Origin of the sequence: Enterococcus sp. AZ079 (assembly GCF_050547255.1) — a bacterium.
Taxonomy (GTDB): Bacteria; Bacillota; Bacilli; order Lactobacillales; family Enterococcaceae; genus Enterococcus_D; species Enterococcus_D casseliflavus.
The window spans coordinates 3153478-3173644 of sequence record NZ_CP172955.1 but is presented as its reverse complement, the minus strand read 5'-3'; the positions used below and the strand labels follow the sequence as shown (position 1 = coordinate 3173644).

The 20167-nt window shown below is 42.3% G+C and carries 18 protein-coding genes and 1 pseudogene; 17 read left to right on the top strand and 2 right to left on the bottom strand.

Going from position 1 to position 20167, the window contains the following annotated elements; all coding sequences use genetic code 11:
• The first annotated feature begins 8 nt into the window (after positions 1-8).
• Together alsS and budA are read left to right on the top strand one after the other, a co-directional pair.
• Entirely contained in the window at positions 9-1661 is a 1653-nt protein-coding gene (gene alsS, locus IGJ15_RS15100; RefSeq protein ID WP_010748583.1) for an acetolactate synthase AlsS, read from the top strand.
• Between the two features lie 18 nt (positions 1662-1679).
• Entirely contained in the window at positions 1680-2396 is a 717-nt protein-coding gene (budA, locus tag IGJ15_RS15095; protein WP_010748584.1) for an acetolactate decarboxylase, read from the top strand.
• A gap of 160 nt (positions 2397-2556) precedes the next feature.
• Here budA and IGJ15_RS15090 read toward each other — a convergent pair whose 3' ends face one another.
• Positions 2557-4044 carry a helix-turn-helix domain-containing protein gene (locus IGJ15_RS15090; RefSeq protein WP_010748585.1) on the bottom strand — a complete coding sequence of 496 codons (1488 nt, stop codon included), beginning with the start codon at positions 4042-4044 and terminating at the stop codon, positions 2557-2559.
• A 748-nt stretch (positions 4045-4792) separates the two neighbouring features.
• On the opposite strand from IGJ15_RS15090, the gene IGJ15_RS15085 reads away from it, so the two are divergent.
• Complete coding sequence (locus tag IGJ15_RS15085) at positions 4793-5734, top strand: helix-turn-helix domain-containing protein (protein WP_010748586.1); 942 nt, start codon at positions 4793-4795, stop codon at positions 5732-5734.
• Between the two features lie 23 nt (positions 5735-5757).
• Complete coding sequence (locus IGJ15_RS15080) at positions 5758-6291, top strand: hypothetical protein (RefSeq protein ID WP_228074092.1); 534 nt, start codon at positions 5758-5760, stop codon at positions 6289-6291.
• 201 nt (positions 6292-6492) lie between these two features.
• Here IGJ15_RS15080 and IGJ15_RS15075 read toward each other — a convergent pair whose 3' ends face one another.
• Positions 6493-6870 (bottom strand): DUF7006 family protein, encoded by a 378-nt coding sequence (locus IGJ15_RS15075; RefSeq protein ID WP_010748588.1) that lies wholly within the window; start codon positions 6868-6870, stop codon positions 6493-6495.
• Positions 6871-7616: 746 nt separating this feature from the next.
• On the opposite strand from IGJ15_RS15075, the gene IGJ15_RS15070 reads away from it, so the two are divergent.
• From IGJ15_RS15070 to IGJ15_RS15010, 13 genes and pseudogenes are all read left to right on the top strand, one after another.
• Positions 7617-9104 carry a phytoene desaturase family protein gene (locus IGJ15_RS15070; protein WP_010748589.1) on the top strand — a complete coding sequence of 496 codons (1488 nt, stop codon included), beginning with the start codon at positions 7617-7619 and terminating at the stop codon, positions 9102-9104.
• A gap of 11 nt (positions 9105-9115) precedes the next feature.
• The gene (locus tag IGJ15_RS15065) at positions 9116-10222 is read left to right on the top strand and encodes a glycosyltransferase (RefSeq protein WP_034695274.1); all 1107 of its coding nucleotides are present in this window, start codon (positions 9116-9118) and stop codon (positions 10220-10222) included.
• Positions 10223-10234: 12 nt separating this feature from the next.
• Entirely contained in the window at positions 10235-10747 is a 513-nt protein-coding gene (locus IGJ15_RS15060) for a hypothetical protein (protein ID WP_010748591.1), read from the top strand.
• A gap of 295 nt (positions 10748-11042) precedes the next feature.
• The gene (locus IGJ15_RS15055) at positions 11043-12107 is read left to right on the top strand and encodes a bifunctional transcriptional activator/DNA repair enzyme AdaA (RefSeq protein WP_010748592.1); all 1065 of its coding nucleotides are present in this window, start codon (positions 11043-11045) and stop codon (positions 12105-12107) included.
• Between the two features lie 300 nt (positions 12108-12407).
• The gene (locus IGJ15_RS15050; protein WP_010748593.1) at positions 12408-12836 is read left to right on the top strand and encodes a MarR family winged helix-turn-helix transcriptional regulator; all 429 of its coding nucleotides are present in this window, start codon (positions 12408-12410) and stop codon (positions 12834-12836) included.
• A 10-nt stretch (positions 12837-12846) separates the two neighbouring features.
• Positions 12847-13809: a ring-cleaving dioxygenase gene (locus tag IGJ15_RS15045; RefSeq protein ID WP_010748594.1), complete on the top strand. Its 963-nt coding sequence runs from the start codon at positions 12847-12849 to the stop codon at positions 13807-13809.
• 13 nt (positions 13810-13822) lie between these two features.
• Positions 13823-14716 (top strand): VOC family protein, encoded by an 894-nt coding sequence (locus tag IGJ15_RS15040; protein ID WP_231434719.1) that lies wholly within the window; start codon positions 13823-13825, stop codon positions 14714-14716.
• Positions 14717-14733: 17 nt separating this feature from the next.
• Positions 14734-15342, top strand: a complete 609-nt coding sequence (locus IGJ15_RS15035) for a flavin reductase family protein (protein ID WP_008376465.1) — start codon at positions 14734-14736, stop codon at positions 15340-15342.
• 13 nt (positions 15343-15355) lie between these two features.
• Entirely contained in the window at positions 15356-15952 is a 597-nt protein-coding gene (locus IGJ15_RS15030) for an alpha/beta hydrolase (protein ID WP_010748596.1), read from the top strand.
• Positions 15953-16599: 647 nt separating this feature from the next.
• On the top strand, positions 16600-17010 hold the full coding sequence (locus tag IGJ15_RS15025; protein ID WP_010748597.1) for a PTS sugar transporter subunit IIA: 411 nt from the start codon (positions 16600-16602) through the stop codon (positions 17008-17010).
• Positions 16937-17146, top strand: a pseudogene (locus IGJ15_RS15020) (tagatose-bisphosphate aldolase); the annotation flags it as partial. The gene IGJ15_RS15025 and the pseudogene IGJ15_RS15020, both read left to right, overlap by 74 nt.
• 417 nt (positions 17147-17563) lie before the next feature.
• The gene (locus IGJ15_RS15015) at positions 17564-19330 is read left to right on the top strand and encodes a DUF2264 domain-containing protein (protein ID WP_010748598.1); all 1767 of its coding nucleotides are present in this window, start codon (positions 17564-17566) and stop codon (positions 19328-19330) included.
• Positions 19305-20132, top strand: coding sequence for a DUF7402 domain-containing protein (locus IGJ15_RS15010; protein WP_010748599.1), 828 nt, complete (start codon positions 19305-19307; stop codon positions 20130-20132). The genes IGJ15_RS15015 and IGJ15_RS15010 overlap by 26 nt, the downstream gene beginning before the upstream one ends.
• The last annotated feature ends 35 nt before the right edge of the window (positions 20133-20167 follow it).

Sequence of the window (20167 nt, the reverse complement as noted above, 5' to 3'; positions counted from 1 at the left end):
GTAATACAGTGAGTGCAAAAGGATCAGAAATCATTGTTGAAAGTTTAGAAAATCATCGGGTGCCTTATATCTTTGGGATTCCCGGTGCAAAAATCGATGGCGTGTTTGACGTGTTGAGTGATCGAGGACCAGAGTTGATCTTGGCACGACATGAACAAAACGCGGCCTTTATGGCACAAGCAATCGGTCGCCTGACAGGAGAGCCAGGAGTCGTCATTGCAACAAGTGGACCAGGAGCCAGTAATTTAGCGACTGGGTTGGTCACGGCAACTGCCGAAGGTGATCCCGTCTTGGCACTAGCAGGCCAAGTGAAGCGTTCTGACCTTTCAAAATTGACCCACCAAAGCATGAATAATGCGGCGTTGTTTGCGCCGATCACGAAATTCAGCAGTGAAGTCCAAGATCCTGAAACCCTTTCTGAAAGTATTGCCAACGCCTTTCGCATCGCAAAAACAGCGAAAAAAGGGGCGAGCTTTTTATCCATTCCTCAAGATGTGACAGACGGAACCGTTCAAGGGGCGGCGATCAAACCTCTATCTTCGCCTAAATTAGGCAGTGCCGATGCAGAAGATATCCAGGCACTCGTCGATCGGATCAAAGAAGCCAAACTGCCTGTCTTACTCTTAGGGATGCGGGCTTCAGGCGTGAAAGAAACACAAGCGATTCGTCAGTTAGTTGCAAAAACTGGGTTGCCTGTCGTAGAGACCTTCCAAGGTGCTGGGATCATTTCTCGTGAATTAGAAGAGCATTTCTTTGGCCGCGTCGGCTTATTCCGCAATCAGCCTGGTGATATGCTGTTGAAACGCAGCGACTTAGTGATCGCTGTGGGGTACGACCCGATCGAATACGAAGCCCGCAACTGGAATGCGGAAAAAGATGCCCGCGTGATCGTTATCGATGAAGTACCGATGGAGATCGATCCATTTATGCAGCCAGAAGTTGAACTGATGGGCAGTATCGCGAAAATTATTGAACAACTATCAAAAGCCATCGATCAGTATCACTTGAGCGAAGACGCCCAAAACTATTTAACGACGCTGCAAACCAAACTCAATGAAAAACCAGCGGATGTCGAAGGCAGCAACAATACCTTGCATCCTTTGGAAATCATCGATGCTTTGCAACAAGAAGTGACCGACGACATGACGGTAACAGTGGATGTCGGCAGCCATTACATTTGGATGGCCCGTCATTTCCGTAGTTATGAGCCACGGCATCTGCTCTTTAGTAATGGCATGCAGACCTTAGGAGTCGCTTTGCCATGGGCGATCGCTGCAGCGCTCGTGCGACCAAATACTCAAGTGATCTCTGTATCTGGCGATGGCGGCTTCTTGTTTTCTGCCCAAGAGTTAGAAACAGCTGTCCGTTTGAAACAAAACATCATTCACTTGATTTGGAATGACGGTACCTACAATATGGTGAAATTCCAAGAAGAAATGAAATATGATCGTGCTTCTGGGGTTGATTTTGGACCCGTTGATTTCGTAAAATATGCCGAAGCGTTTGGTGCCAAAGGCTTACGGGCAACCACTAAACAAGAATTGATGGCAGCCATCGAAGAAGGCTTTGCAACGGATGGTCCAGTGATCATTGATATCCCTGTGGATTATTCAGATAATGCCGATCTTGGCAAAACGATCCTACCTGATCAATTTTATTAAGACCAAAGGAGCAGCAAGATGAAAGTGAAAAACAAAAGTTATTTATATCAGCATGGCACCCTAGGTGGGTTGATGCAGGATTTAATGGATGGCACGGAGCAAATCGGCAAAATGCTTGAATATGGCGATTTTGGGATCGGTACATTGGCTGGTTCCAATGGTGAAGTGATTATTTTAGATGGTGAAATCTACCATGTAGACGAGTCGGGCAAGGTGCGAGTGCTCCAAGGCAATGAAGGAACCCCCTATGCGGCAGTCGTTGATTTTTCTGCGGCGAAGCACCTGCAGGTTAGCCAAGAAATGACCGATGAAGAAGTGAAAAACCACGTCCTGACCGAAGTCAGCCCGAATTTGTTTTCCGCTGTCAAAATCCATGGGGTATTTACCAAGATGCACGTCCGCGTTGCCCCAAAGCAAGAAAAACCATATCCAAAATTCATTGAGATCATCCAGCATCAGCCCGAATTTCAGACAGAAAATATCAGCGGAACGATCGTCGGATTCTTTACCCCGCTGTTGTTCCACGGCGCTGCGGCTGCTGGTTTCCACCTGCATTTTATTAGTGATGATCGGACATTTGCTGGCCATGTCTTAGACTTTGAAGTGGCAGCTGGTGAAGTCGAATTGATGGAACTAGCCGAATTTCGTCAGCATTTTCCTATCGACAACCAAGACTACTTGCAGCGGGAGATCGATGTCGCAAAAATCGCCAAAGATATTGAAGCTGCCGAATAAAAGAGATTTAAAATTGAATGGCAATTTATGACGTAAGAATAAATTACTTTCCCAATAAAAAGCCAACGCTGGTCCTCTTAGGAAGATAGGAAGCGTTGGCTTTATTTAATAGTTTTAGTTGCTCTATTCACGTAACAATACAGGAATAAAATGGAATAGTCTATTGATTGTCAAGCACTACTAAATGTAAAATCCGTGGATTGATATGATTGAGTAGCCGATTCCAATCAGAGGCATCTGGAATCGATTTTAGCAATACACTTTCGACATCAAGTAAATATTCCGTTGTATATTCTGAATAATTGGTAATCAAAAGATCGATTTTTTTTTCTTTCAAGTATTCATGTGATAGTTCATTTGAATCAGGATAGTACATTGTATGATAGGCATCTAGGTAACGACGAACGATACTTTCAGCATATTCGCATACGTAGTCATTACCTTCAAATATCACTGCAATCGTTCGATGAGATCCCCAATTTTCTTCCTTTATAGCTTCCATATGCAACGTCAAGCTAGCACAGATATCAGCTAAATTTTGTAACGAATAAACCTTCTCTACTAGTGGGTGATTGTGGAGAAAATAGTAATTTTTTTGGTACTCTTGAGCAAATTTTTCTTGGACGAAGTAATTGAGGTCATCGATATTAATGGTCATTGAGGGAGATAATAATTCCTGCAGTTTTATTACTGTAAAAAAAGCTTCTAACCAAAGTAAGTCTTTTTGTTCATCGAAGCTGTTGCCTTTATTTTTTGCATAAAAATCATGGGCTAATTGTTTCAGCTCTGGCCAGTGGTTGTAGTTGCGGCAAAAGTTTTCACTGGAAGTATCATTTAACTTGCGGCGACAAATCACACAAGTAAATAGATAAATTGCTTCAGATTTTGGTAATTCACACTCGAAATGGCGCTGCATAATCTGATTTAAAGATTCATAATGAGGAAGTAAATCATTTTGTTGAATCATTGACACTAACTCTGGGTTAGGCTCTACTAAAAAACCACGTTTACTTCGTTCCACGCACAAGTAAAGGACATAGGCAAAATAAGAGAACGATGAAGACTGCAATTGCTTCGCTTTTAATAGATCAGTGATCTCAATAACCGCTTCTTGGACATTAATTGAAGGAAAAATAGTGTTAACATTAATGTCAGATTCATAATAAAATAGGCAGAAAAATTTTCGAATATCAATTTCTGAACCGACAAAATTCACTGGATTTGTTTCGATATGAAGATTAAAAGGCTGTAAAAATACTTCGATCTTTTTAAAGTAACTAATTAATGCCTGCTCGGAAATGTTAAGGGCTAAGCTCCAATCCATCAAAGACTGTAATTCGTTGAAAAAGATACTTTCCAATATTAAAAAAATAGGTTCATCTTTCACTAAATTTTGTTTTTTTCTTCTATAAGCTTCCCCATCAATCTCTTCAAAAAAATAGCCGACCTTAGAAGAGCTTATCTCTATCGTACCATGAAAATAATTTCGGATGTTTGCTATATCAGAAATCAATGTTCGAGAGCTACTGTTAGTAACTTTTGACAACTCACCTAACGTGCAGGTAGTTTTTTTTTCAAACTTGTCCAAAAGCTTTAACCAACGAACAAGTGAGTTGTTTTTCATAAATTTTAATTGAAATGTTTTCATTTCAGCCTCTTAGGAAATACTTGTGTGAATTTATTCTATTATAAAAAATACAACCCTTTTAGGAAATATAATTTGATCATCAAAATGAAATAGAATAGTGAAAGTGTGCAATGTAAAAAGCCCAATAAGAAAGAAAATCGAGATTTCTATTAAAATTAGTAGTTACAAAATACAAATGCATACTATACTAAAAATCGGCTACATCAGTATAGCAAAAATCTAAATTAAGTTCTGCCAAGGATTCTACAAAGACGCTGGTTGTAGGGCATAGATGATGACCCGCTAATAAAGGCTCAGTTAAAGGAAATTGTCAAGATAATACCATTAAAAATATCCAATATTGATATAATAACAGATAATATTTTTTAAACAATGAAAAAAGAAATGAATGTAGTTTAGATAGAGGAGACAGCATTAAAAAAAGCACGAAGAGTATTTTCTTTAATCATTCAATATTATCTTACTATAAAAAGGAAATAGATTATAGATGTTTAAATTAAGAAAATATATCGTTGGAAAATCACTAAATTTTTCAATAAACCATATAAAATGCTAAATTCTTGCGCATTTTCCGTTAAAAGATAAAATGAATATTATAGGAAAGTTACTTTATAGAAAATCCTTATTTCACCACTTTATGAAAATGTCAATTTTCTTCTTTCTGTCTAAATCTATATAATTACATCATTTGGGTATTTCATATAATCACTCGTCCAAAATTAACTTTTTTCAAGCAAGGAGCTTTTATTTGAAAAATTTCCAATTAAGTTTTGTGACAAATAAATCAGTAGCAAGATGGTTACAGATTCTAAATGAATTTGAAAAAAATGAAATTTGTAGTGCAAGTCACCTTTCTGAACTAACAAATAGTACGACTAGAACTATTGGAAAAGATATTGGCTATCTAAATGAATATTTTGGAGAGTTAGTTCGTATATCTTCAACAAATCTAGGATACTGTTTTGAATTATTTGACTATGCATGTTACGAGCAACAAAAAGCCTCATTTTTAGCAAACGAACCTTTATTTATTCTGTTGGAGAATATTTTTATAGGAGAATTAAAGTCCATTGACGAGTGGGCTGATCACTTTTATTTATCTAAAGCAACGCTTTTAAAATATTTACAGCGTGTCCGCAAACAACTTATTCATTTTGATTTAGAACTCGCTAATGATCCAGTGAATATTATTGGAAACGAAGCGGATATACGTAATTTTTTTTGTACGTTTTTTTATGAAACAGACATCACTCCTCATACTGTTTTTCCTTCTATTGCTGTGCAACAAGCGGTGAAGGAGATTAGTGGCCTATTTGATAAAAGCAGCTACCACACCGCTTCTTTTTCGCAATATTCTTATATACTTTATATCTCTATCGAGCGATTTCTACGAGGTGAGACGGTTTTAATTAAAGATGAACTACACCATGCGTTAAGACACAGTATCCAACTTATGCATTATCAAAGAATCAATGAAGTTATACGTAGATATTTTCACTTTTATTTTACGAGTGATGAAATTATATTTTTATTTGTTAGTATCATCACAAAAAGGAAATTACAAGAAGTGATCGTTGAACAAAAATTTTGTCTTTCCTATAATCATTGGCCGGAGATAGGTGAATTGACAAATAGTTTTTATCAATTGCTGGAAATGAAATCTACTGGAAAAAGAAAAAAAATGATTTGATTTTAATAGAATCTTTTTTTACGATGGCTAAACTCAAAGAGTGTCTTTCGACATCTGCTAACAGAAATATAAATGACGTTAATGAATTTATTCAAGATACGTTTTCGAAGGAATTTTATACCTATAAATGCTTTTTAGAAAACAATAAATTTTATCAATTGATGTTTTCGGAAGAATATTTAGTGGATTTTTGTGCAAACCTAGTCATCTATATTGAAGCTGTGCGTGAACGTTATTGGTTTCCCCAAAAAAATATTGCTTTTATTTTTGAAGGAAATAATAATATTGTCCAGTATATTGAAGGATGGTCTAAGAGGTATTTTGGGCATGCACATCAGCTGTATTATCCAGATTCTGGCGAAGTAAATGCAGAGTACATAATGCAAAAAAATATTGATTTGCTCGTGACAAATTACGCTGAACATGCGGCAGATTTTCGTGATATCGTAGAATGTATTTTTTTCAAGACGATTCCAACTTCGGCTGATTGGAATCGCTTGATAGATCGAATTAATCCAAATGTAACTAGACAATTTGCTTTAAAGGATCTTTTATAGATTTAGTTGATAAAAATTTTTGGATAAATAAAATAGAACATATCTCCTAGCTTACGATTTTTGTACTAGAAGGTATGTTCTATTTTTTTCAAGGCATAATTTTATCCATCATTGCTTTGGGGATAGGGGAAGTAGGGAAGTTATAGATGGATAGTAGCCTTTGGGAGAGAGCAATCATTTCGAAATGAGAGCAGGTCGTTGTCATTGTAGCTCACTTAAATAGATTAGACTCCAAGGAGCTTTTTGACTTAGATTCAGACCAGTTAACTCTCGATAAAAACATTTTTTATCATTTATTGTCAATTTGATAATCTCTTCTTCCGTGTATTCATTTAAAGAAGAGTTTTTTAAAACATAAAGTTCTCTTAAAATTTGTAATTGCGCATCAATATCTAGTAATGATGACATTTTTTCAAAAAAATTGTCATCAGATTGTTCATATATATCTAAGAATCTTTCTCGTAAAGATAGATAAAATTCATGAATCTTAGGATATTCATAAGAACAAAATGAATGAATAAATTCATCATCAAAGAAATTCAAGTATTGTTCAGCTGATCGGATTGTTTTTAATTTCATATGGATTCTCCTTAGTGATATGTAAACTTTTTTGGAAATTTTCGATCAATATATATAAATGATTGACCGTTGAATTGTAAAATTAGAATGGTTTGCCTCCTGTCAAATAGTAATCGGAGATCATCATTTGTTTGTATCTCCAATTTACATGATTCAATCAACTGTCTCAAATTTTTTTTTTCGTATCCATAAGAAGAACTTTTTTATATATAAATATAAAAAAAGAATAATACTGCTTTTTCTAGTTCAGCTAAAATAAATAGTTTTTGTTGCTCAGCAAAATTATTTTTTTCTATACCTTATAAATCATAACCACTAATATCATTGATTCTAATCTCACTGGAGGACTCGATACAACTGCTTGGCACCTTGCTTGTATGTTTAGGGGTACGATCGACATATTAGGCGAATAACTGATTCGAAATGCTGGAAAAAAATCATTGATATAGTTGGATTTTTCTCTTTTCGCAATCAGATCTTCATTCAGTACATCACTGTCAGCCTCCAGTATGTCGGGATACATGTAAGGGAGACTTTCCTGTCATCCCATGACCGGTAGGCTCATCCCCGTCATTTTTTCAAAGGTGTGATACTATAGAATTATCTAGAAAAACGATCCTTTGATTCAAGTTGCCAATGCCAAAACAGTGCCAAGAAACGCAGTTGCAGTGAGAAGCAACCGTCTGTTTTGACGAGAAGGTTTGGCTAAATAGGGACGTTCATTAAAGCAAACGAGGAGCAATTCAATGAAAGAGAAAAAAACAGTTGTAGTGATCGGCGGCGGACTTGGTGGTCTATCAGCGGCGGTCTCATTAGCCCAAAATGGCTTTGATGTATCATTATATGAAAAAAATCAACACTTAGGCGGCAAGTTGAACCGACTGGAAACAAACGGTTTCGGCTTTGACTTAGGTCCTTCGATTTTGACGATGCCGCAGATTTTCGAAAAATTATTTACTGGCAGCAATCGCAATATGGCAGATTATGTTGCGATTCGCCGATTGCCATTGGAATGGCGCTCCTTTTTTCCTGATGGAACCAAGATCGATCTCTATGGCGATCTTGCACGTATGGCAAAGGAAAACCCGCACTTGTCGGAAAAAGACATGGCCGAGTACCAAGACTTTTTGGACTATGCGCAAAAGATTTATGCAATCACAGAAAAAGGCTATTTTGAGAAAGGCTTAGATACCACGAAAGAAATCTTGAAGTATCATGGCGTGATCAAAGCGCTGAAAGGCTTTGATTATTTCTCTTCGATGCATGATGCTATTCAAAAACGTGTCAGCAATCCGCAGCTGCAAGACATGCTGAGCTATTTTATCAAGTATGTCGGCTCATCTCCTTATGACGCCCCAGCCGTCTTGAACATGATGATCTATATGCAGCATGCCCAAGGTGTCTGGTACGTGCCAGGCGGGATGCATCGTTTAGCCGAAGGCATCGTTCGCTTAGCAAAAGAGATCGGTGTGACCTTCCACACGGGACACAAAGTGGAAAAATTGATCGTTGAACAGGAACAGATCCGTGCCGCTCGTTTGGATGATGGCACGTTGATCGAAGCCGACTATTTTGTTTCCAACATGGAAGTGATCCCGGCCTATGAAGAGCTGTTAGAAGAAGCGCCGACCTTTACTCAAAAACTGGAAGAAAAATTTGAACCAGCAAGTTCTGGTTTTGTCTTGCACTTAGGGGTCAAAACCTCCTATCCGCAATTGGCCCATCACAACTTTTTCTTTTCAAATGCCTCAAAAGAAAACTTTGATCAAAATTTCCATCAGCATCAGCTGCCAGAAGACCCAACGATCTATTTGGTCAATGCCAACAAAACCGATCCTTCGCAAACAGTGGCAGGGCATGAGAACATCAAAATCTTGCCTCATATCCCTTATTTGCAGGATAAACCCTTTACGGAAGCGGAATACGATGCCTTTCGTGAACGGATCTTGATCAAGCTGGAAAACATGGGTTTAACAGATCTACGTAAGCACATCGTGTATGAAGACCGCTGGACACCCGAAGACATCCAAAAGAATTATTTGTCACATCGTGGCGCCATCTACGGCACGGTCTCTAACCGCAAGAAAAATCATGGCTTTAAACACCCGAAACACAGCGAACGCTACGACAATCTATACTTCGTTGGCGGTACGGTCAATCCAGGTGCCGGCATGCCGATGGTGACCCTCAGTGGCCAGCAAGTCAGTGAGATGATCACCAAAAGAGAACACTAAGACAAGAAAGGATGATGACTGTGTACCTGCTGCTCGCTGGTATTTGCGCTGCTTGGCTAGCAGGCTGGCTGATTTTTTTCCGCCTGCCGACGATACCCACCCGCAAGGAGACAGCCGCATCCAAAGACTTGACGGAGAGGGGAGAACTGTCGATCATCATCCCCGCCCGCAATGAAGCAGAAAATTTGCCGCAATTGTTGGCGTCCTTGCAGCAGCAAACCCTTCATCCTGTGGAGATTTTGGTGGTTGATGACGGATCGGAAGACGAGACGATCGCCTGTGCTAAGGGCTTCGGTGCGACGGTCTTGCAAACCACTGCTGATTCTGCTGGAAAAGCGGCGGCTTGTTGGTTAGGCGCCTCACAAGCGGTGGGCAAGTATCTATTATTTTTGGATGCCGATACCTTCTTTCTAGCAGAAGATGGCTTAGAGCGTCTTTTCGCTGCGTATGAGGAGCGATCGGGACAAGGACTGCTCTCGGTGCAGCCCTATCATCAAACGAAGCGCCTGTATGAACAACTGTCTGCCGTCTTTAATGTCGTCTTACCTGTCGGGTTGAACCGCTTTTCTATCGTAGGCGAAAAACTCTCAGCTGGCGGCGCCTTTGGTCCGTGTATTTTGTGCAGCAAAACTGCGTACCTTCAAGCCAATGGACATCAGGACATGCCACAAGGAATCTTAGATGATCTAGCATTAGCGAGACGCTTTAAGAAAAAACGCTTGCCGATCGCCTTGTATGGTGGAAAAGACTTGGTGGCCTTTCGGATGTATCCAGCTGGTGTTCGTCAACTTGTTCAAGGCTGGACGAAGGACTTTGCCACTGCTTCGCAATCCACTCACCCTTTGATTATGGCGGGCGTCATCTTGTGGATCAGCGGCGGCATTGGGGTACTGGCGGCACCATTTCTGATGGAACCGCTTTGGCTAGGACTGCTTTTTTATGCTGCTTATTTTGGACAAACTCTGTGCTTTGCCCGCCGTGTCGGCAACTTCAACCGAATCCTGCTGCTTTTTTTCCCATGTTACTTTCTTTTTTTCCTAGGCTTATTTGGTTGGTCGTGGATCCAAACCCATTTGTTGAAATCCGTGACCTGGAAAGGACGCAAAATCAATTTATAGGAGGCGATGCACATGCCGCTGATCATCTTATCCCCACTGCTCTTGCTCATTACAGACAGCTTGGCTTGGCTGCTGTTTCATCTAGGCATCTCCTTTGGCTTGCGCAAAGTCAGTGATGCCTTTTTTGAACGTCATGCCAACTGGTTCCGTTCTTTTGCCTTTGAAAAAGGCGGTAGGATCTGGGCGGACGTGTTTCGTATTCGTCAGTGGAAAGACAAATTGCCCGACGGCACTGTGATTGCCAAAAAAGGCTTTGACAAATCCCGCTTGGCTCAACAGCAAAAGGACTATCTGGAAAAATTCGTCATCGAGACACGCCGAGCAGAGCTGACCCATTGGCTGCTGATGGTTCCAGCACCGTTCTTTTTCCTCTGGAATCCTGCGTGGGCGGGCTGGGTGATGATCGTCTATGCGTTATTGGCTAACTGCCCATTTATCATGATCCAACGCTACAATCGCCCCCGTTTAGAGCGAGTCTTGCGGAAAAAAAGTGCCCTGCAAGTCAAGCAGAAGGCGCCGGTCTAGGTTCCTGTAGGTGCCGCTTTAAGATTCGCTGAAAAATAGGCAAACTGGAAATCAAAAGGATCGGAGGGCAACTGCCTTCGATCTTTTTTAAAAAATTGGTGTTAATTTTTATGGGATGTGCCAAGACCGTTTTTTGTACACTAAGGTCATTCAGAGGAAAGGGTGATCGTATGTCATCAGAAGGATGTGGGCAAATTTTCGAACTGCCATTGCAGACTGCTACATTGGTTGATCGTGTGTTTGGACAGGCACGAAGTATTTTTGTAAGTGTAGAAAAGAGGGAGGGATGCGCAAGATGATTGAAGATAGCCGACAACGGGACCACTATTACGACATGTTGATTGAAAAAAATTCCCAATATGAAGGGATTTTTTACGTTGGGGTAAAAACCACCGGCGTCTTTTGCCGTCCCACCTGCCCAGCGAAAAAACCGCTCAAAAAAAATTGCGAGTTTTTTCAGACGGCACAAGAAGCGCTGCTGGCGGCGTATCGTCCCTGCAAACGATGTCGCCCGCTCAGCTCGCCTAGCCACTTATCCCCTGACGTGAAAAGCCTGGTGGAAGCCGTGGAGAGTAACCCAGAGAAAAAGTGGACCGACAAAGATTTTGAAGCACTAGCGATCCATCCCAATACCGCACGCCGACAATTCAAAAAATATTTTGGCATGACCTTTATCGAATACTCCCGTGCACGCCGCTTAGGATTAGCGTTTAAGCAGATTCGTGAAGGAGAACCGCTGATCCAAGCGCAATTAGAAGCCGGTTTCGATTCTGGCAACGGCTTTCGAGATGCGTTTTCTCGGATTATGGGGGAGTTGCCTTCCAACAGCCGCGAAAAAACGATTCTTTCTTCTGCTTGGCTTGAGACCAAGCTGGGATCGATGTTGGCGATCAGCGACCAGCAGCAGCTTTACTTGTTAGAATTCGTGGATCGCAGAGGGCTAGAAACGGAGATTGCTGTTTTGAGAAGCCGCTTGAATGCAGTGATCATTCCGCAGCAAACAGCAATCATTCAGCAACTCAAGCAAGAACTGACGGAATATTTTGCAGGAAATCGAACTGTTTTCACGATTCCAATTGCATTGATCGGCTCCGATTTTCAGAAAGCCGTCTGGCAGCAGCTGTTGGCGATGAAGATCGGAGAAACATACTCCTACAAACAATTGGCACAGCGAATCGGCAATGAAAAAGCTACCCGAGCTGTTGCCAATGCCAACGGAAAAAACCAATTGGCGTTGATCGTTCCATGCCACCGCGTCATCAATAGCGATGGCAGCATCGGCGGCTATGGCGGCGGTGTCGAACGCAAAAAGTGGCTGCTGGCTTTGGAAAAACAGGTGCAGCCGACCACAATGATCTAAAAAAGACAAGTATGCGTCGGAATCAGCGCTTCATTGATCGGTACATGGAATGGATCGAATCCTTTTCATTGAAATATATATTTAGCGGAACTTATGGAACCTTTCATAAGTTCCGCTTTTTTTCTTAGATTTGGCGGGTTCATAGAGAAAAGGCGAGGACCGTCGTTAGTGTCTAAGCGTTCTTTATCTCTACAAAAATAAGCATTGAATGATTTTCTTAAACAACCAAAGCATATCTTTTTACAACTTACAAAAAGTAAGTTATGATTATCTCGAATTCGAAATAAAGAGGTGAGGAAAATGGCGCATCAAGAAGAAGCGCTCAAAGCGTACATCGGTTTGCTGCGTACGGCGAGTCGTTTGGAACAAGTGGCAAAAAAAGATGTTCGTTGTTATGGCTTAAATATTACAGAGTTTTCCGTACTGGAATTGCTTTACCATAAAGGCACCCATACGACGCAAGCCATCAAGGAAAAAATCTTGATCGCCAGCAGCTCCACAACCTACGTGGTCGATCAATTAGTCAAAAAAGGCTGCGTGCAACGGGAACCTAGCCAAGAAGATCAACGGGTAACATACGTCAGTATTACGGAAGCAGGCAGGGCGTTGATGGAGAAAATTTTTCCCAGTCATGCACAAAAGATTGCGGCGAGTTTTTCCGAACTTAGCAGTGAAGAATTGCAACAATTAAAAACAATTTTACGAAAAATAACTTACGATCAGAAATGAGGAAAAGAAAATGAGAAAACAAGACCAATTATTAGGGGTACACCATGTGACGGCTATGACAAGTGATGTGGAACGGAATTACCATTTCTTTACAGATGTGTTAGGGATGCGTTTAGTGAAAAAAACAGTCAATCAAGATGACATCTATACGTACCATACTTACTTTGCGGATGATTTAGGGACACCGGGAACAACCATGACGTTCTTTGATTTTCCCAATACCGCTCGTGGTAGCAAAGGAACCAATTCGATCACCCGCACCAGTTTTCGAGTACCCAGTGATGCAGCCCTTGATTATTATGCCGCACGCTTTGATGAATTTGAGGTAAAACACGAGGCAATCACCACCGAATTTGGGAAAAAAGTGTTGCACTTTTGGGATTTTGATACGCAAGCCTATCAACTGATCTCTGATGAACACAATACTGGCGTGAAAGCTGGTATCCCTTGGAAAAAAGGACCCGTTCCTACTGAGTTTGCGATTTATGGCTTAGGTCCTGTCGAAATGTCTGTATCTTACTTGGCAGATTTCAAAGGGCTGCTGGAATCCGTTTTTGATTTCAAAACCATTGATCAAGTAGACAATCGCTATTTGCTAGAAGTCGGTGAAGGCGGCAATGGCGCCCAAATCGTTTTAGTGGAAGACACCACGAGCCCACAAGCACAACAAGGGGACGGCGAAGTGCATCATGTGGCTTTTCGCTTAGCCCATCACGATTCGTTAGCAGTCTGGCAAGAAGTCTTTGATAACTTGGGATTGGCCAACTCTGGCTATGTCGATCGTTACTATTTTGAATCGTTGTATGTGCGCATCGGCCATATTCTTTTTGAACTAGCGACAGATGAACCAGGGTTTATGGGGGATGAGCCATATGAAACATTGGGTGAATCCTTATCATTGGCACCATTTTTAGAAAATCGCCGTGAATACATCGAAGGAGTCATCAAACCCTTCAATACAAAACGCGCCTAAGGAGGCACATAGTATGCAACCCATTCAACAGATCCACCATATTTCAGCCATCGTAGGCGATCCTCAAACGAACGTTGCCTTTTACCGTGACGTGTTGGGGTTGCGCCTCGTCAAACAAACCGTCAATTTTGATGATCCCTACACGTATCATCTTTATTACAGCAATCAAGCGTTAGAAAATGGGACCATCATCACTTTCTTCCCTTGGGCAAATGCCCATCCTGGACGAGTAGGAAGCGGACAAGTCGGCACGATCGCCTTTAGTATTCCTAAAGGCAGCAGTGCCTATTGGCAAGAACATTTGGCGAAACATCAAGTAACTGTTCAAGAAAGTACATTGTTTGATCGACCAACTTTAGAACTTCATGATCAGCATGACCTGTCTTTGGCGCTAGTCGAAGCCGAAGAATCGGCGGAAACACCAGCGATTGTAGGCTTTCATGGGGCCGTCTTGCTTTCGGCACAACCAGAAGCGACCATTCAAACGCTGGCAGATGATCTAGGACTGAACATTTTTAACAAAACAGAGAAAAGCACCCATCTTCATACCGCAGGCACCCTCGCTCATGAGATCGTCGTGCCCCATGAAGCACTGCCAGCAGGGCGCTGGGGTGTCGGCACCGTCCATCACATCGCGTGGTCTGTGCCAACGGAAGCAGTGCAAAAAGAGTGGCAAGAGTACTTGTACGATCAAAGATACGGAGTCACTGAAATCAAAGACCGCAATTATTTCAAAGCCGTCTATTTCCAAGAGCGGGGCAACATCGTCTTTGAGATCGCAACAGAAACCCCAGGCTTTTTAGTTGATGAACCATTAGAAACGTTAGGACAGCAGTTGATGCTGCCAGCCCAATTTGAAAGCCGCTGTGTAGAGATCGAGGATCGCTTGCCAGACTTATCGGTTTAGAAAAAAGGAGACGCTGTATGCACTATTTAGATCCCAAGGATTTGACCCAACGAGAAAATTATAAGCTACTGATTGGCTCCATCATTCCACGGCCAGTGGCAGTGGTCAGTACGCAATCAGCCGATGGTATCGTCAACATCGCCCCATTCAGTTTTTTTAACATCGTCAGCTCAGAACCCGTGATCCTCTCGTTGGCTATCCAGCGCAAAGAGGGGGAACTGAAAGACACCGCCCGCAATCTGTTGGCGACGAAAGAAGCCGTCGTGCATATTTTGGATCAAACAAATGTCCAAGAGGCCAATAAAACCGCGGCATTATTGCCCGCAGACCAAAGCGAGTTGACGGTTTCTGGGTTTACCACAACGACATCGAAAACGATTGCCGTTCCTGGCTTGAACGAAGCCAGTGTACGCCTAGAAACGATTCTGCATCAGCACGTACCCATCAAAAAAGACCAGCAGACCACTGCCGATCTCTTATTGTTGGAAGTCGTCGGCTACCAGATTGCAGAGGATGTCTATCAAGATGGCAAGATCGATCCCCGTGCCTTACAAGCAGTCAGCCGGCTAGCGGGAAATTCTTACGCAACGATTGGGGAGATTTTCGATATCAAACGACCAAGTTAAAGGAGGAACTTCGATGAAAGCAATCTATCAACAAGGAGCAGCTGACGCACCAGTTTTGGTGCTGCTCCACGGCACCGGTGGCGACGAACAGTCGTTGCTGGAAGTAGGCAAAGCCCTTGATCCCCAAGCATCACTATTAGGTATTCGCGGGAACGTTTTAGAAAACGGCATGCCTCGTTACTTCAAACGTCTAGCTGAAGGGGTGTATGATGAAACCGACTTAGCACTTCGCGGCGACGAATTAGCCGATTTCATTCGGCAAGCCGCCAAAGAATACAACTTTTCATTAGCCCAAGTGGTACTGGTGGGTTATTCCAATGGCGCCAACATTGCCATTCGCTTATTACTAAATGATAGTGACCACTTCAAAAAAGCGATCCTCTACCACGCCATGTATCCAGTCGAGAATTTACCAACGAATTCCTTGCCTGACACTCATGTGTTTCTGAGTTTTGGCAGAAACGACCCGATCGTTTCCCTAGCTGACAGTGCTTACGTCCAAGAGATCTTCACCTCCCGGGGCGCAGCCCTTTCAACCGTTTGGACCCCAAGTCATCAGTTAACGTATGAAGAAGTCGAACACTCGCGCACGTGGTTGACCGAACAATAAAGCAGTGCCTCTTTCCTAATCAAACAGCGATCCTGCTGGTTGGTTAGGTTTTTTTGTTTCACGTGAAAACAGTGTATCTAGAGTAAATCGGCTCCACCAAGATACGCTTTACATGAGATCTGTTAGTATGGGTGGTTTTTATATTCTTAAAGTTTCAGGATTATAAGGCAGCATGTTATCTCTAACCTGTTTAAGTTAATAACATGAATTATTCTTAAAAAAAATGGCAATAAAATTTAATAAAACGCATAATGGAAAATGAGTTTGGCGATGATCAAAACCAGTTAGGGATTATACCTAACTGGTTTTTTTATTAAGACAGAAAATTTTCTGATAGTTCCTTTATTTAACAACGTTGATTGTTGTATCGATGAATGGTGAGTGACTTGTGGTTCTTTAGATACCAGAAATCGAAAACGAATTTGTTTATTTGTTTAAAATAACGTTATGAACATTCTGTTGATGGATTTCAATACTTTTTTCAGTTAGTTTTTTGTTTGATAATCAGTGTTTTGGCGCCATTTTGCGTATTTAAAGATAACAAAGACATTTTTATATAAAAACAAAAATTTTGTTGACAGACAAAATGAAAGCGTTTATATTGGATATGTGGTTACTACCAGTTGAGAGTAAAGGGAGGACATAAGATGCTTGGTTTGGTTTTAACAGGTCATGGAGGATTTGCGCAAGGGATGGAAAATGCGCTTGCGATGATTGCAGGGCCGCAAGAACAGTTTCTAGCAGTGCCGTTTTTAGAGGAAAATCCGTTAGTTGGCTTTGAAAAAGAGTTGCAAGGAGCTATCGATCAATTAAAGGAAACCTGTGATGGGGTCGTGATTTGTGCAGACCTTGTGGGCGGAACCCCTTTTAATGTTGCGATGACCGCTGCCAATGAGGACCCGCAAGTCGAGGTCATCGGCGGCAGCAATCTACTGATGCTAGTGGAAGGTTCGTTGACTAGATATACGGCAACTGATCCAGAGGGTTTTTGCCAAAGAAGCTGGCTCCACCTTCAATGGCGTCTTGTGCGGCCGGGCAACGTGGAAAGATGGTGTTGAACCCTTTGTAAAACAAGGAACAGAAGCAGCCAAAGAATGGCTAGCAAGTACTGGAAAACAGCACATCGAAGACTTGAATGAAGTGATCCAAAAGACCGCCACTTCTTGGTGGGACAAAGTCACGGTCGAAGAATAGTTTTTTCGCTGTTTGACAAGAGAAATGGCCAGTAATCAGACATCTTAAGGGCTTTTGAGAAGAAGTGGTAGGCTTCTGACTTAAGGCTTTAGGGTGTCTTTTTCTAGTGAAAAAAGGTTGATAGTATAACGGACGCTGCCCTCATCTAGACAAAAAAGGGTTAGCAAAAAATTATGAAAAAAAGTCAGAGCACTATGGATGATTTATCATAATTTTTTCATATAGACTAAGTTAACTTTGCTAGTTAAAAGAAAAAGAAGGGAAGAAAATCAATCCTAAAAGATTTGTTAACAGGTTAAGTCAAAAATCCCTCGAAATCTTTTCTCATTTTTCAGCAGTATTGCCAGTAGAAGATCGCTTGATAAAAAAGCCGTGGCTTGCTATTCTGTTCTGTAAATTGACAGAAGGAGATGGCGTATGAAGCAAATGGCAATCAAAGAGAATCCGTTTTTGACGCGTCTGGATTATCAGCGGGCATTGGAAGACATGATCGCTCCTTTGCAAGCAGCGATCTTGGCAGATGACTATTCAGGATTGAATCTAGGTAGCAGTGGGGCCGTGTATGACCGAACACGGGCTGAGATGGAAGCGCTTGTGCGTCCTTTGTGGGGGCTGGCGCCTTATTGGGGGGGTTGCCCAGATGATCCGTTACGAGCAGCTTATGTGGAAAAAGTGATAGCGGGGACAGATCCTGAACACGCATTTTACTGGGGAAGGATCACGGATTATGATCAATACATCGTGGAAACAGCCGCATTGTCATTGACCCTATTGTTGCAAAAGGACGCTTTTTGGACAGCGTTGCCGCAGAAGAACCAGCGAAAGCTAGTGGCTTGGCTTTCCCAAGCACTTGAGTGCAAGATTCCTAAGAACAACTGGACATTCTTCAAAGTGTTGATACGCGTTGCCTTGTTTCACTGTGGGGAACCGTTGGCAAAAGAAGAATTGTCCCAAGAGTTGGCATTGATCGATTCCATGTACGTTGGCGATGGTTGGTACGTAGACGGGAAAACGACGCAGCGAGATTACTACATTCCTTTTGCGTTTCATTATTACGGCTTGATTTACGCTACATTTATGCAAGACGAAGATCCAGAATGGGCGCAGCGTTTTAAAGAGCGAGCCACGCTATTTGCGCAAGACTTCGTCTATTATTTTGATGAAGACGGCGAAGCCTTGCCCTATGGCCGCAGCTTGACTTATCGGTTTGCACAAGGGGCGTTTTTCTCGGCACTGGTTTTTGCAGATGTCGAAGCGATCCCATGGGGACAGGTGCGAGGACTACTAGCGAAGCACTTGCGCAATTGGATGGCACAGGAGATTTTCACTTTCGATGGTCGCTTGTCCATCGGGTACCACTATGAAAATCATGTGATGGCAGAAGGGTATAATGCACCAGGCTCGCCTTATTGGGGGCTGAAGACCTTTTTGCTTTTAGCGGTCGCAGAAACGCATCCTTTTTGGCGGGCTGAACCTGAGCCAATCAAAAGAGAGCCGCAAAAACGGATTGAAAAAGGCAATATGTTGCTGGTGCACAATGAAAAAAGCCATCATCTGTTGGGGTATCCTGCAGGCTTGATGCTTGAACAGCAAGCCCATGCTCAAGCAAAATACAGCAAATTTGTCTATTCGAGCAAACTTGGTTTCAGTGTGCCGAAAGCCGGCGTCACGTATGCCGAAGGCGCCTTCGATAGCACATTAGCTATTGCTCGAGATGGCAGCTATTTTCGCACGAAGGGCGCAGTCAGGGATTATCGAGTGACGGAAAAAGGCGTCTTTTACCAATGGGCGCTCTTTGAGGAGGTAGTGATTGAAACTGAGATTTATCCATTTGGTCAGTGGCATGTGCGCGTGCACGAGTTGACGACGACGATTTCGTTGGACCTTCGTGAGGGCGGGTTTAGTGTACCGCTGACTGGACGGTTGCCTCAGGCCCAAATAGGACCGACCTGGAGTCGAGTCAGTGAAGGAGGCTTTTGTTCTCAAATCATCAACATCGAAGGCTATCAACAAGCCAGTATTGTTCAGCCAGAAGCCAATACCTCCGTCTTTTTTCCAAGAACTAGTTTTCCATACTTAGCACAACATATTCCACCAGGGAAGCACCGTTTGATTTGTTTAGTCGGTGGTATCGTAGAAAAAGAAAGGAGCGATCCAAATGATTACGCTAGCAATAAAAAATAAGCAGGATCAGGTGATCGTCGGTCGCATCGACCATGAAAAAGAACCCGCGCCGTTTCAAGTTTCTGGTGATGATTTGGCCGTATTAGCCATTAAAAACTATCCCTATGAGGAAGGGGATAAGATCGTCGTTGAGGTGACGGGGGAAAATCCGTATTATGTCCTTCAGCTTGATGAAACCTTAGCACCATCACTGATCTATCTTTCCCAATCCACTTGGGAATATCAGATCCCTTGGACGGAATCTCATCGAAAGTCCTCGGTGGAAACGGCCTTTGCCTCGCAGCGCCATCACCTGATGGTGCGCAAAGCCCAGGCGTTTGAGATCACGAATTATCAAAATTTATCTTTCAATGCCCATGATCAAAAGTCAGCGACAGGGGCGTATCCTCATGCTTCAGCGAATGTGGAGACGCGAGATGATTCCGTCTTTTTTGCCAAGAATGCGATCGATGGAAAATATGGCAACCGATCCCACGGTTCGTATCCGTTTGCTTCTTGGGGCATCAATCAGCAAGCCGATGCTGCATTGACCATTGATTTTGGTCGTCCTGTCTTGATCGATCGGGTTCGCTTCCTATTACGGGCAGATTATCCTCATGATAGCTATTGGACCAAAGGGACCTTGGTCTTTGCTGATGGAGAAGAGCTGGTGGTGGAAACTACAAATACGGCGTCATTTCAAGAAGTTCGTTTTCCGAAAAAAGAAACGACTAAGCTAACCTATAAAGAGCTGCAAAAAGCAGAGGATGATTCCCCATTTCCAGCTCTTACACAAATCGAAGTATTTGGTTGGAACTGTTAAAAAAAAGAGGACAAGAGCATGACAGGTCTGCATTT

Coding starts and splice junctions, on each gene's coding strand:
- budA (WP_010748584.1), top strand. CDS start 1,680: ATGAAAGTGAAAAACAAAAGTTATTTATATCAGCATGGCACCCTAGGT.
- IGJ15_RS15090 (WP_010748585.1), bottom strand. CDS start 4,044: ATGAAAACATTTCAATTAAAATTTATGAAAAACAACTCACTTGTTCGT.
- IGJ15_RS15080 (WP_228074092.1), top strand. CDS start 5,758: ATGGCTAAACTCAAAGAGTGTCTTTCGACATCTGCTAACAGAAATATA.
- IGJ15_RS15075 (WP_010748588.1), bottom strand. CDS start 6,870: ATGAAATTAAAAACAATCCGATCAGCTGAACAATACTTGAATTTCTTT.
- IGJ15_RS15070 (WP_010748589.1), top strand. CDS start 7,617: ATGAAAGAGAAAAAAACAGTTGTAGTGATCGGCGGCGGACTTGGTGGT.
- IGJ15_RS15065 (WP_034695274.1), top strand. CDS start 9,116: ATGATGACTGTGTACCTGCTGCTCGCTGGTATTTGCGCTGCTTGGCTA.
- IGJ15_RS15060 (WP_010748591.1), top strand. CDS start 10,235: ATGCCGCTGATCATCTTATCCCCACTGCTCTTGCTCATTACAGACAGC.
- IGJ15_RS15055 (WP_010748592.1), top strand. CDS start 11,043: ATGATTGAAGATAGCCGACAACGGGACCACTATTACGACATGTTGATT.
- IGJ15_RS15050 (WP_010748593.1), top strand. CDS start 12,408: ATGGCGCATCAAGAAGAAGCGCTCAAAGCGTACATCGGTTTGCTGCGT.
- IGJ15_RS15045 (WP_010748594.1), top strand. CDS start 12,847: ATGAGAAAACAAGACCAATTATTAGGGGTACACCATGTGACGGCTATG.
- IGJ15_RS15040 (WP_231434719.1), top strand. CDS start 13,823: ATGCAACCCATTCAACAGATCCACCATATTTCAGCCATCGTAGGCGAT.
- IGJ15_RS15035 (WP_008376465.1), top strand. CDS start 14,734: ATGCACTATTTAGATCCCAAGGATTTGACCCAACGAGAAAATTATAAG.
- IGJ15_RS15030 (WP_010748596.1), top strand. CDS start 15,356: ATGAAAGCAATCTATCAACAAGGAGCAGCTGACGCACCAGTTTTGGTG.
- IGJ15_RS15025 (WP_010748597.1), top strand. CDS start 16,600: ATGCTTGGTTTGGTTTTAACAGGTCATGGAGGATTTGCGCAAGGGATG.
- IGJ15_RS15015 (WP_010748598.1), top strand. CDS start 17,564: ATGAAGCAAATGGCAATCAAAGAGAATCCGTTTTTGACGCGTCTGGAT.
- IGJ15_RS15010 (WP_010748599.1), top strand. CDS start 19,305: ATGATTACGCTAGCAATAAAAAATAAGCAGGATCAGGTGATCGTCGGT.